Origin of the sequence: Streptomyces sp. NPDC058741 (assembly GCF_042746715.1) — a bacterium.
Classification (GTDB): Bacteria; Actinomycetota; Actinomycetes; order Streptomycetales; family Streptomycetaceae; genus Streptomyces.
Genome location: NZ_JBHYQH010000005.1, coordinates 232095 through 244060 on the forward strand (window position 1 = coordinate 232095; position 11966 = coordinate 244060).

Genomic DNA, 11966 nt, shown 5'->3' on the forward strand with positions numbered 1-11966 from the left:
TCAGCCCGCAGACGCGGGGTCTGGCACGCGCATCTACCGCGTTGTCGTCAGTCGCCGACGCTCCGCGTCGACTCCCTCCTCCGCCTTGCAGCTGCACGCACCAGACCCCGCTCACCGGCGTTGACCAGCACGGTCCGATTCCTGCGACCTGATCCACACGACAGGCCCTCTAGGGGCGCCCGTGCTGGCCGCGCAGGTGCTCCGCGATGGGCTTGAGGGCCTTGTCGAGCTCCGTCAGGGCCTCGGGGGACAGCAGGTCGATGAAGTGCCTGCGTACGGACGCCACGTGGTGGGGCGCGACCTTCTGCATCGTCGTCATGCCGTGGTCGGTGAGGACCGCGTAGAGCCCGCGTCGGTCGGACTCGCAGTTCTCCCGCCGGACCAGGTTCGCCTTCTCCATGCGCGTGATCTGGTGGGAGAGCCGGCTCTTGGACTGCAGGGTGGCGTAGGCCAGGTCGCTCATCCGCATCCGCTGGTCATCGGACTCGGAGAGATTCACCAGGATCTCGTAGTCGTTCATTGTCAGGCCGAACGGCTGCAGATCCTTTTCGAGCTGGTACGTCAACAGCTTGTTGACCTCCAGGTGGGTGCGCCATGCGCACTGCTCCGCGTCCGTCAGCCAGCGGGTGGCCGTTTCGGTCTCCATGAATGAAGTCTACCTAAAAGGTTGAAAGGCGAACTAGTGAGGGGTTGTGTGTGGCGTCGCGCACCTGCCGATCAGTGGTGCTCAGGCGTTCGATGTCACACTCCGCAGACTACCGCTCACAGCCCGAAGCGACGCTGGAGGTCCCCCAGCTGTCCGGGAAGGCGCGGTACCCCCGGCTGGCCCGTCTGGGGGGTGTGCGCCCCGCCGCCGGGGACGCCGGCCTGCTGCGGAACGGCCCCCGTCGTCTGCTCGGCCATCAGCGTCTCGGAGGACTGCAGCAGCACCGTGCCGGCGCCCACGAACTCGAATTGGTGCTCCTCGCCGGAAGCCCCTCCGAGGCCCGTCAGTGCACGTAGACCGCCCATGACGCCGGTCATGTACCCGTGGTCGTAGTGGTGGCACGGGGAGGGGCAGTCCGCCCAGCCGACCAGGGCCTGCGGGTCGACCCGGATGGGGGGTTCCATGAACACCACGGGGCCGTTGGACGCGGCCACGAACTTTCCTGTTCCGATGAGCGTCAGGAAACCCGGCACGATGGACTGCTTCAGCGACAGAGTTGGCTGAAAAGCAAGCAGATTGCCGGAGCGAATGGTCAGGTTGCCGTCCTCGAGGTCGTACGAGTTCACGTCGAAGGCCCGGTCGGCGAGGAGCATCCTGCCCGAGCCCTCCGCCACGACCCAGTCGCTCGCGTGCAGAGGCGAATGGAACGATGTGCGCACGAGACGGTCCAGCCGGCCGTGCCCGACGCCGTTGAAGTCGATCGAGCCGTAGTAGGCGATCATCTTCCCCTTCTGCAGGAACCACTGGCTCCCCTTGAGCTCCACGCAGAAGGTGTAGGGATTGACGTTGTCGTCGGACGGCAGCGTCGCCGGGTCGAAGACCGCGGGGCCGGCGCCCGGGGTTCCGTAGGTGCTCACAGCTTCTCCTCCGACGCCTGGACGTACACCGCACCGCTGCCGCTGAGCTCCAGCTGGAACGCCTCGCCCGAGCCGCGGCCCACCATGTCCCGCCAGCCCAGGGCGGCGGACAGCTTGTTGCGGACGTCGCCGTGGTGGGCGACGTAGGCCTGCGGGTCCACGTGCACCGGCCGCTGCGGGCTGATCGGGACCTCGATGACACCGCCGTGCGCCATGACCGCGACGGCCCCGTGCCCCTTCAGGGTGGTCGTGAACAGCCCCTGGCCGCTCACCTGTCCGCGCACCATGCCCATGACGCCGCCCTGCGAGCCGAGGAACATCGTGCCCTGCTGGAGCGTGCCCTCGAAGGCCAGGAGGCGGTCCGCCTCGACGTGGAGCGTGTCGCCCGTGAGGCGGATCACCTGGACGTGGTGCCCGCCGTGCCCGAACAGGACCGTGCCGCTGCCCTCGACGGTCATCAGCGGCGTGTCCTCGTTCGCCACCCGGCGGCCGATCATCGACATGAGGCCGCCCTGGCCGCCCGCCATGCTGGGCGTGAAGGACACCTCGCCCTTGTAGGCGAGCATCGCGCCGCGCTGACTGAACAGCCGCTGCCCCGGCGCGACCGTCGCCTCGACCATCTTCGAGTTGATCTCCCGGAAGGCCATGTCACACGTCTCCCGCGATCGTGTTGCGCTCGCTCGGCTGCACGTACACCAGCCCGTCCCCCTCGAACCGCATCTGGAAGGCCTCGCCGCCGCCCTCCCCGAGCAGCGTGCGGAACGTCACACCGGACTGGAAGGACTGCCGCAGGTTCCCCTGGTGCGCCACGTACGCCCCCGGGTCGACGGTCAGCGGGTACTGCGGGCTGACCCGCAGCACCACCGCCGGCCCGTCCGACATGATCGCCGCCTGGCCGTGGCCCTCGACGGTCGTCGTGAACAGCCCGTTGCCCTGTGAGGCGCCGCGCAGGCCCGTGAACTCCGTGCCGGTGCGCAGCCCCCCGTCGGTCGCGAGCAGATTGCTCGACTCCACGTAAAGCCGGTCGCCCTGCACGCTGACCAGGTTGATCTCGGAGGCCCGGTCGGCGAACCAGCAGGTCCCCCGCCCCTTCACCTCCATCAACGTCATCTGCTCACCGGTCAGCCGGCGGGTCACCATGCCACGTATGCCCTCGCCGCCGCCGCTGAGCTTCCTGAAGGCCATCTCGCCGTCGTACGCGACCATGGAGCCGTTCTTCGCCTTGACGGCGTCTCCGGTCATGTCGACGGCGAGCACCTTGCTGCTCTGAAGTCGGAACATCGCCACGTAGGGGAAGGTAGCCGCAGGCAGGGCATCACGGACAGGTCCCGTGGGGGGAGACCGACCCTGACGCGACCCCGGTCCGGAGCCCTCGCGGCGGTTTGCCACAATGGGCGGGACGCTTGTGCGTGCGTTCACAAGCCGTCCGACCGCACTGACCGTTCCGACCCGCAGACCACCGCGTCTGTCCCACCGAAGGTGACCCGTGGACCTCAAGACCGCCACCGCCCTCCGCCGCCTCCGCCTGGTCTCGGCCCCCGAGGCGATCTCCTTCCTCCTCCTGCTCGTCTGCTCGGTGCTGAAGCGGACCACGGACTTCAACGCCGTGCCGGTCATGGGAGCGGTGCACGGCTTCCTGTTCGTCCTCTACGTGCTCTTCTGGGCCGACGCGTGGATCCGGGCGAAGTGGCCGCTGCAGACCGCGGCGCTGTACTTCGTGCTCTCGGTGCTCCCGGCGGGCGGCTTCTACGCCGAGCGGCGGCTGCGGCGTGAGGCCGAGGACGCCGTCATCGCCTCCCGGGCCCGCGGCGAGGGCGCGGTGCAGGCATGATCGTCGCGTTCTCCGTGACACCGCTGGGGGTCGGCGAGGACGTGGGGGACTACGTCGCCGACGCCGTGCGGGTGGTGCGCGAGTCCGGGCTGCCGAACCGCACGGACGCGATGTTCACGTCCGTGGAAGGCGAGTGGGACGAGGTCATGGACGTCGTCCGGCGCGCGGTCGCCGCCGTCGAGCGGCGGGCGCCCCGGGTCTCCCTCGTCCTCAAGGCGGACATCCGCCCCGGGGTGACGGACGGGCTGACCTCCAAGGTGGAGACGGTGGAGCGGCATCTGGCCGGGTAGCACGGCAGTCGTGCGGATCCACGTGTCCGACCGAAGTGCGAGACAGGGCTGACCACCATGTGACCGGCCGGTAGGGTCGGGTCCGTGCCGAAGCCGCTCAGTCTCTCCTTCGATCCGATCGCGCGCGCCGACGAACGCTGGAAGCAGCGCTGGGGAAATGTGCCGTCCATGGCCGCGATCACCTCGATCATGCGCGCCCAGCAGATCCTGCTCGCCGAGGTCGACGCGGTGGTCAAGCCGTACGGGCTGACGTTCGCCCGCTACGAGGCGCTGGTGCTGCTCACCTTCTCCAAGTCCGGTGAACTGCCGATGTCCAAGATCGGCGAGCGGCTCATGGTGCATCCCACGTCCGTGACGAACACGGTCGACCGGCTGGTGAGGTCGGGCCTGGTGGCCAAGCGGCCCAACCCCAACGACGGGCGCGGCACCCTCGCCAGCATCACCGACAAGGGCCGCGAGGTGGTCGAGTCGGCCACCCGGGACCTGATGGCGATGGACTTCGGGCTCGGTGCCTACGACGCCGAGGAGTGCGCCGAGATCTTCGCCATGCTGCGGCCGCTGCGCGTCGCCGCGGGGGACTTCGAGGAGGAGTGACCCGGGGCGAGATCCCCCGGAACGGGTCGTTACGCTCGACGGCATGAAGAAGAGCGTGCTGACCCGCTATCGCGTGATGGCCTACGTCACCGGCGTGCTGCTGGTCCTGCTGACCCTCGGCATGATCGGCAAGTATGTGCTCGACCTGAACGGCGCGTCGGACTTCACGCGCGTCGTCAGCATCGCGCACGGCTGGCTGTACGTGGTCTACCTGATCTTCGCCTTCGACCTGGGCTCCAAGGCCAAGTGGCCGGTGGCCAAGCAGCTGTGGGTGCTGCTTGCCGGGACCGTCCCGACGGCCGCGTTCTTCGTGGAGCGCAGGATCAGCCACGAGCTGGAGCCCCGGCTCACGGACGGCTCCCCGGCACCGGTCAAGGCGTAACGGCACCGCCGTACGGACGAACGTACGGCGGTCTCCCATCGACATTTACTTGGACGTCCTAGTAAATTCGAGGGTATGGACGCTGACGCCATAGAAGAAGGCCGCCGCCGCTGGCAGGCCCGCTACGATGCCGCGCGCAAGCGCGAGGCCGACTTCACCACGCTCTCCGGAGACGCCGTGGAGCCGGTGTACGGGCCCCGGCCCGGTGACAGGTACGACGGGTTCGAGCGCATCGGCTGGCCCGGGGAGTACCCCTACACCCGCGGTCTGTACGCGACCGGCTACCGGGGGCGGACGTGGACCATCCGGCAGTTCGCCGGGTTCGGCAACGCCGAGCAGACCAACGAGCGCTACAAGATGATCCTGCGCAACGGCGGAGGCGGGCTCTCGGTCGCCTTCGACATGCCGACGCTCATGGGCCGCGACTCCGACGACGCCCGCTCGCTGGGCGAGGTCGGGCACTGCGGGGTCGCCATCGACTCCGCGGCCGACATGGAGGTCCTGTTCGAGGACATCCCGCTCGGCGACGTCACGACGTCGATGACCATCAGCGGCCCCGCCGTCCCCGTCTTCTGCATGTACCTGGTCGCCGCCGAACGGCAGGGCGTCGACCCGTCCGTGCTCAACGGCACGCTCCAGACGGACATCTTCAAGGAGTACATCGCGCAGAAGGAGTGGCTCTTCCAGCCCGAGCCGCACCTGCGGCTCATCGGCGACCTGATGGAGCACTGCGCGGCCGGCATCCCCGCCTACAAGCCGCTGTCCGTCTCCGGCTACCACATCCGCGAGGCCGGGGCGACGGCCGCGCAGGAGCTGGCGTACACCCTCGCCGACGGCTTCGGGTACGTGGAGCTGGGCCTGTCGCGCGGCCTGGACGTGGACGTCTTCGCGCCCGGCCTGTCCTTCTTCTTCGACGCCCACGTCGACTTCTTCGAGGAGATCGCCAAGTTCCGCGCCGCCCGCCGGATCTGGGCCCGCTGGATGCGCGACGTCTACGGCGCGACGTCCGAGAAGGCCCAGTGGCTGCGCTTCCACACCCAGACCGCCGGCGTCTCGCTCACCGCGCAGCAGCCGTACAACAACGTCGTGCGCACGGCCGTGGAGGCCCTGGCGGCGGTGCTCGGCGGGACGAACTCGCTGCACACCAACGCCCTGGACGAGACCCTCGCCCTGCCCAGCGAGCAGGCGGCGGAGATCGCGCTGCGCACCCAGCAGGTGCTGATGGAGGAGACCGGCGTCGCCAACGTCGCCGACCCGCTGGGCGGCTCCTGGTACGTCGAGCAGCTCACGGACCGCATCGAGGCCGACGCGGAGAAGATCTTCGAGCAGATCAAGGAGCGGGGCCTGCGGGCCCACCCCGACGGGCGGCACCCGATCGGGCCGATCACCTCGGGCATCCTGCGGGGCATCGAGGACGGCTGGTTCACCGGGGAGATCGCGGAGTCCGCGTTCCGCTACCAGCAGTCGCTGGAGAAGGGCGACAAGAGGGTCGTCGGCGTCAACGTCCACACCGGGTCGGTCACCGGTGACCTGGAGATCCTGCGGGTCAGCCACGAGGTGGAGCGCGAGCAGGTGCGCGTGCTGGCCGACCGCAAGGCGGCCCGCGACGACGCCGCCGTGCGCCGCGCCCTCGACGCCATGCTGGCAGCCGCCCGCAGCGGCGCCAACATGATCGGGCCGATGCTGGACGCGGTCCGCGCGGAGGCCACGCTCGGCGAGATCTGCGGGGTGCTGCGCGACGAGTGGGGGGTCTACACGGAGCCCGCCGGGTTCTGAGATCCGCCCGCGGCGGGGGCCCGCGCCCCCGCCGCCGCGGCTCAGGCCACGGCCTGCGGGGGATTCCGTGCCCCGCCCGCCGCGGCTCGGGGCCTGCCACCTCCCCCTGGACGTTCAGTCCGTGACAGGAGCCGGTGAGGGGCAGGCGCGCGCCGTCGCCGCGGACGTCGACCGCCCCTCCGGCGGTCCCGCGATCGCGGACGGCGCGAGGGCGCCGGGTCGCGGGCGCGGCACCCCACCTCTTCTCCGTGGACGCTCGCCGGCGCGGGGCCGGTGACGGGTCCGGGCGGCCCTGCGGGACCTGGCATCGGCGGCTTCCCTCCCGAGCGCGTCGCGCTACGGCGGGCCGGGGCGAGGGCGACCGGGCCTGCCGGCGGGACCGGCCTCAGCCTTCGACCGGGTGTGCGGCCTGCCCCGTCAGGCCCCGGAGCAGGACCACGGTGAAGCCGCGCACCCACTCCTCGTCCACCGGTTCCCCGCTGACCAGCGTGCGGTGGACCACGGCGCCGGCGACCACGTCGAAGATGAGGTCCACCGTGCGGGCGGCGGACTCGGGATCCGGTTCGGGGGGGAGCTCGCCCCGGGCCTGGGCCCTCGCGCGGCCCTGGATCACCAGGCGCTTCTGGGGGTCGACGACCGAGGTGCGGATGCGTTCCCGCAGGGCCTCGTCGCGGGCGGCCTCCGCCACCACCGCCATCAGGCCGCTTCTCGCTTCCGGCAGGGCGAGGATCGCGGCGAACTGCAGGACCACGCCCTCGATGTCGGCGGCCAGGGAGCCGCGGTCGGGCAGTTCCAGCGTGTCGAAGAGTTCCGCCACCGCGTCGACGACCAGTTCGTTCTTGCCCGACCAGCGACGGTAGAGGGTGGTCTTCGCAACCCCCGCGCGGGTCGCGACGTCCCCGAGGGCGAGCCTGGACCAGCCCAGCTCGACCAGAGCCTGTCGCGTCGCGGCCAGGATCGCGGCGTCCGCCGCTGCGCTGCGCGGACGCCCGGTGCGACTGGCTGGGCTGCGGCTCTGCATGGCATGACCATAGACCGACGGTTCCCGTGCGGCCCGTGAGAGAGATCACCGGGGGACACTGTCGCCGGGGGGCCGCATGGCATTACGCTACGACTCGTAGCGAAAGCTCGTGAGGGACGTACACGGGCCGCCGCACACCGGCGCGGGGTGGGGACCCGGCGCCCTGAGACACTCGACCGGCCCGGCTTTCCCACCGGTTTTCACACGCGCGCGCAGTACAGGGGAGGATAGACGCATGCAGCCACGGAACATGTCCATGAGCGGAGTCGTCGACCTCGCCGCGGTGAAGGCGGCCCAGGAGGCCAAGGCCAAGGCGGAGCAGGCGCGCGCCCAAGCAGCCCGCGAGGGCGGGCCGGGGGCGATCTCCCCGGCCGATCTCGTCATCGACGTCGACGAGGCGGGGTTCGAGCGGGACGTCCTGCAGCGGTCCGCCGAAGTGCCCGTCGTCATCGACTTCTGGGCCGAGTGGTGTCAGCCCTGCAAGCAGCTGAGCCCGGTCCTGGAGCGGCTGGCCGTCGAGTACAACGGCCGCTTCCTGCTCGCCAAGATCGACGTCGACGCCAACCAGATGCTGATGCAGCAGTTCGGCATCCAGGGAATCCCGGCGGTGTTCGCGGTCGTCGCGGGGCAGGCGCTGCCGCTCTTCCAGGGGGCCGCCGGTGAGGAGCAGATCCGGCAGACCCTCGACCAGTTGGTGCAGGTCGCCGAGCAGCGCTTCGGCCTGACCGGTCTCACCGTCGACCCCGAGGCCGAGCCGGGCGGCGCCCCGGCGGCCCCCGAGCGGGCGGCCGGCCCGTACGACGCGCTGCTGGAGGCCGCCGTACAGGCGCTGGACTCGGGCGACCTCGGCGGTGCCGTCCAGGCGTACAAGAACGTGCTGAGCGAGGACCCGGGCAACGAGGAGGCCAAACTGGGCCTCGGCCAGGCCGAGTTGCTCCAGCGGGTGCAGGGCGCCGACCCGCAGCGGGTGCGCAGGGAGGCGGCCGAGAAGCCGGCAGACGTCCAGGCGCAGATCGCCGCCGCCGACCTGGATCTGGTGGGCGGCCACGTCGAGGACGCCTTCGGCCGGCTGATCGAGACCGTGCAGCGCACGGCGGGGGACGACCGGGACGCCGTGCGCAAGCGGCTGCTGGAGCTGTTCGAGGTCGTGGGTCCCGAGGATCCGCGGGTGATCGGGGCGCGCAGGGCCCTGGCACGCGCCCTGTTCTGACCAGTCGTTAAACACGCGGGCATGTGGTGCCCGCGTGAAGGATTCGCCGACGGGGCTTCGTCGCGGCCGCGCTTTACCAAATCTTGGTAATCGCGGCCGCTATTACTGCCAGTAAGCCCAGGGCGTTGATGTGTCGGATTCTGTCCATCGATCAACAGTTTTGTACCTCCGCCCGGCGCCACCCTCAGTCGCCGACCGGGGCCGATGGGCCGGTGTTCGGTTATCCGGCCGTTACTAGCGAGTAACGAACCCCCTTGTGCGGGCGGCGAGAATGCACCACGATCGGCCACGCTCGGTCCAATCCCGTACCCCGGCAGCCGGTTGGGTCGCGGGACGTCCTGGGTCCCCACCGAGCAGAGCCGGCGGCAGTGACGCCGGCTCTTGGACAGGGGGGTCTTCGCCCATCGGGCGAAGCCTGTCCAGCAGGGTTGTGCGTGATGCGTGTCAGGCGCGACCAGTGGTTGTCGCTCGGGGGTGAACGCCGGTGATTGGGGCGCGAGTTGCGCTGCCGAGCGCGGGCGCTCTCCTTCCCGAGGACGTAGCACTTCTCCCATCCCTGCCCGGCTGAGCCACGACTCGGGGCGAGCCAGGACAGGAGATGTACGTCCGAGAAGGAGGAAATATGGAGTCCCAGGTGCGTGGCGGGACCAGATGGAAGCGGTTCGCTGTGGTCATGGTGCCCAGCGTCGCCGCCACGGCTGCGATAGGTGTCGCCCTCGGGCAGGGCGCTCTCGCCGCTTCGTTCAGCGTCTCCGGCCAGTCGTTCAAGGTCACGACCGACAAGCTCGTCGGTGAGGGCTTCTCGCAGTACGGCGCCCTCGACGAGGGATACACGCTGGACGGCAAGAAGGCCGCTCACCCGGTCGCGGTCTCGTCGTTCAAGTCGGCGACGATCGACAACCTGTGCCAGTCGGTCGTCACCCCGAACATCCCGGTGATCGGCAACGTCAGCCTGATCCTGCGGGCCGGCCAGGGTGACACGCCGGTCAAGGCCAAGAACCTCTACATCGATGTCGCCGAGCTCGAGGCCGACGCCACGTTCGAGAACATCGACATCGGTGTGGCCGCCAAGGACGCCACCAAGGGTCCGGCCATGAGGAAGGGCGAGTCGGCCAACCCGTACGGCTTCGCCCAGCAGGCCGACCGGGCGACCCTGACCGACGTGAAGCAGACGGCATGGGCGACCACCGCCGGAACCTTCGCGCTCAGCGGCCTGAAGATGTCGCTGTCGACCGGTGTCAAGGAGTGCTACTAAGCACCCCCCGGCGGGCGGGGGAGCCGGTGGCGCCCCCGCCCGTCCCCCTTCCGGCCGCGCCTTCACGCGCGGCCCACATCACCACCACAGCAACGCCGTACCAGGGAGCTGTTTTCATGAGCGCCGAGACTCCTGCCGCCACCGGCCAGTTCACCCTCCGGAGGCAGCAGTTCCGCGCCTGGCGGGGTACGCGGCCGTTCTGGGCCGGACTGTTCGTCCTGCTCAGCGGGTTGCCCATCGCCTACTTCCCGTACGCGAACCTCCAGATCGGTCACCTGACGCTGGCGATGGCGACCACCGCGGGTGCCGGGTCCCTGATCATCGGCGTGCTGCTCGTCGTACTGGGTGTCAGCCTCTGGTTCCAGAAGCACGTCCGCGTCTTCGCGGGAGTCGCGGCCATCCTGCTGGCGCTGGTGTCCATTCCCGTGTCCAACCTCGGCGGCTTCCTCGTCGGCTTCCTCCTCGCGCTCGTGGGCGGGGCGATGGCCGTGTCCTGGGCGCCCGGCCCGAAGTCCCAGGGGAAGCCCGCGGGTCACGCCGCCACAGGGACGGGCGAGGCTCCCGCAGTCGTGGACGGCACCGCGGCCCTGCGGCCCGTGGACCAGGCGGACGAGTCGAACGATCTGTCAGGAACGAACCCGGCCAACGGGGCGAACGGGAGGCACAGTGCCGGCTGACGAGGTGACCCACGGGGCTGATGTGGAAGCGACCCGTGGGAGAACCGGGCCGCGTCACGCGGCACCCAAGAAGCCGCTGTTCACCAGGTTCAGCAGGCCGACCGGCAAGGCGATGGCCATGGCGGCGATGCCGACCGCGGTGCTCATGGGCATGGGCTTCACGTCGACGCTCGCCATCGCCGACAGCACCAACCCGGCGACTCCGGCCGCGAAGAGCCTGACGGCCGACCAGTACAAGGACTGCGTGGCGGCGCTGGAGGACTCCGGCAAGGACGCCGAGGACGACGAGTCCCCCTCGCCCACGCCGTCCCCGTCGGCGAGCGAGGACGCGACGGACGGGAAGGACGACCAGGGCGAACCGACCCCGGCTCCGTCCCCCTCGGGCGGCCCGGAGGCGAACCGTGGCGCTTCCTCCTCGCCGGATTCAGGTTCCGGCGACAAGGACGAGCCCGAGGCCGAACCCGCCCCGTCCACGAGTGAGCCGGCCACCGGCGACGACACGGCCACCCCGTCCCCGTCGCCCTCGGAGAGCGGCGGCGGCCTGCTGGAGGGCATCGGCGACGCCATCGGCGGCCTCTTCGACGGCGGCAAGGACGCCGACGAGAGCGCCGGCCCGACCCCGTCCGCCTCGCCCACCGGGAGCGGCGACGGCACCGGGAGGGCCGCCGAGGACGCCGGCGACACCGTGAGGGAGACGACCGACCAGGTCACCGGCACGGTCCGGGACACCGTCGAGGACACCGCCGACAAGGCGTCCGGGGCGGCCGAGGACACCGGCAAGGCGGTCGAGGGTACCACCGGGGCCGCCGGGAAGGCGGTGGAGGAGACGGCGGAGAAGGCCACGGCCTCGCCCAGCCCGTCCCCGAGCGCCAGCACGGACCCCGAGGACTGCCCGGCCGCCACCGACGCCGAGGGCGGCGTCGACAACACGGTGCCGCTGCCCGACGACCCGTGGTACCTCGACGCTAGCTCGCTGACGCTGAAGGGCGCCGACTACAAGGGCGTCGTCGAGGTGCGGACCGCCGACGGCTCGGTCAAGAAGGTGCTGAAGTACGTCATCTCCGGCGGCACCGACATCGGCGACCTGCACCAGACGGTCAAGGACAAGCAGTCCGGCAAGACCTACCACGTGCAGGCGGCCAAGGGCTCGACGTCCACGATCCGCGACGGTGACACGGTGATGTACACGGAGAGCATCTCCGGCAACCTGCTCGGGCTGATCCCGATCACCTTCGACCCGGAGCACCCGCCGCCCCTGAACATCCCGCTGATCTACTTCACCAACGTGAAGGTCACCCAGGCCGGCCAGTTCGGCGGGACGCTGCACGTGCCCGGGCTGCACAACTTCATCACCGACTGAGCGCGCC

At 70.4% G+C, this 11966-nt stretch carries 14 protein-coding genes; 9 read left to right on the forward strand and 5 right to left on the reverse strand.

Annotated elements, in window-relative coordinates:
* Positions 1-169: 169 nt before the first annotated feature.
* The 4 genes from ACFW6P_RS06525 to ACFW6P_RS06540 all read right to left on the reverse strand — a co-directional run bounded on the left by ACFW6P_RS06525 (position 170) and on the right by ACFW6P_RS06540 (position 2844).
* Positions 170-646, reverse strand: coding sequence for a MarR family winged helix-turn-helix transcriptional regulator (locus tag ACFW6P_RS06525; RefSeq protein WP_386352349.1), 477 nt, complete (start codon positions 644-646; stop codon positions 170-172).
* A 116-nt stretch (positions 647-762) separates the two neighbouring features.
* Positions 763-1563: an AIM24 family protein gene (locus tag ACFW6P_RS06530; protein WP_386352353.1), complete on the reverse strand. Its 801-nt coding sequence runs from the start codon at positions 1561-1563 to the stop codon at positions 763-765.
* A complete protein-coding gene (locus ACFW6P_RS06535) occupies positions 1560-2210 on the reverse strand; it encodes an AIM24 family protein (protein WP_386352355.1) in 651 nt (216 codons plus the stop codon). The genes ACFW6P_RS06530 and ACFW6P_RS06535 overlap by 4 nt, the downstream gene beginning before the upstream one ends.
* A gap of 1 nt (position 2211) precedes the next feature.
* On the reverse strand, positions 2212-2844 hold the full coding sequence (locus ACFW6P_RS06540; RefSeq protein WP_386352437.1) for an AIM24 family protein: 633 nt from the start codon (positions 2842-2844) through the stop codon (positions 2212-2214).
* 205 nt (positions 2845-3049) lie between these two features.
* Here ACFW6P_RS06540 and ACFW6P_RS06545 point away from each other — a divergent pair, with 205 nt between their 5' ends.
* From ACFW6P_RS06545 to ACFW6P_RS06565, 5 genes are all read left to right on the forward strand, one after another.
* Positions 3050-3394 carry a DUF3817 domain-containing protein gene (locus ACFW6P_RS06545; RefSeq protein ID WP_386352358.1) on the forward strand — a complete coding sequence of 115 codons (345 nt, stop codon included), beginning with the start codon at positions 3050-3052 and terminating at the stop codon, positions 3392-3394.
* Complete coding sequence (locus ACFW6P_RS06550) at positions 3391-3684, forward strand: MTH1187 family thiamine-binding protein (RefSeq protein ID WP_386352360.1); 294 nt, start codon at positions 3391-3393, stop codon at positions 3682-3684. Before ACFW6P_RS06545 ends, ACFW6P_RS06550 begins: the two co-directional genes overlap by 4 nt.
* A gap of 84 nt (positions 3685-3768) precedes the next feature.
* Positions 3769-4278, forward strand: coding sequence for a MarR family winged helix-turn-helix transcriptional regulator (locus ACFW6P_RS06555; protein WP_386352362.1), 510 nt, complete (start codon positions 3769-3771; stop codon positions 4276-4278).
* A 43-nt stretch (positions 4279-4321) separates the two neighbouring features.
* Positions 4322-4660: a DUF3817 domain-containing protein gene (locus ACFW6P_RS06560; RefSeq protein WP_386352365.1), complete on the forward strand. Its 339-nt coding sequence runs from the start codon at positions 4322-4324 to the stop codon at positions 4658-4660.
* Positions 4661-4735: 75 nt separating this feature from the next.
* On the forward strand, positions 4736-6436 hold the full coding sequence (locus ACFW6P_RS06565) for a methylmalonyl-CoA mutase (protein WP_386352368.1): 1701 nt from the start codon (positions 4736-4738) through the stop codon (positions 6434-6436).
* Positions 6437-6821: 385 nt separating this feature from the next.
* Here the strand turns inward: ACFW6P_RS06565 and ACFW6P_RS06570 are convergent, their stop codons facing one another.
* Positions 6822-7457, reverse strand: coding sequence for a TetR/AcrR family transcriptional regulator (locus ACFW6P_RS06570; RefSeq protein WP_386352371.1), 636 nt, complete (start codon positions 7455-7457; stop codon positions 6822-6824).
* Positions 7458-7692: 235 nt separating this feature from the next.
* Here ACFW6P_RS06570 and ACFW6P_RS06575 point away from each other — a divergent pair, with 235 nt between their 5' ends.
* The 4 genes from ACFW6P_RS06575 to ACFW6P_RS06590 all read left to right on the forward strand — a co-directional run bounded on the left by ACFW6P_RS06575 (position 7693) and on the right by ACFW6P_RS06590 (position 11959).
* Positions 7693-8667: a tetratricopeptide repeat protein gene (locus ACFW6P_RS06575; RefSeq protein WP_386352374.1), complete on the forward strand. Its 975-nt coding sequence runs from the start codon at positions 7693-7695 to the stop codon at positions 8665-8667.
* Between the two features lie 622 nt (positions 8668-9289).
* On the forward strand, positions 9290-9922 hold the full coding sequence (locus tag ACFW6P_RS06580; protein ID WP_386352377.1) for a DUF6230 family protein: 633 nt from the start codon (positions 9290-9292) through the stop codon (positions 9920-9922).
* A 116-nt stretch (positions 9923-10038) separates the two neighbouring features.
* Positions 10039-10599, forward strand: coding sequence for a DUF6114 domain-containing protein (locus ACFW6P_RS06585; protein ID WP_386352380.1), 561 nt, complete (start codon positions 10039-10041; stop codon positions 10597-10599).
* 127 nt (positions 10600-10726) lie between these two features.
* Positions 10727-11959, forward strand: coding sequence for a hypothetical protein (locus tag ACFW6P_RS06590; protein ID WP_386352383.1), 1233 nt, complete (start codon positions 10727-10729; stop codon positions 11957-11959).
* Positions 11960-11966 lie beyond the last annotated feature (7 nt).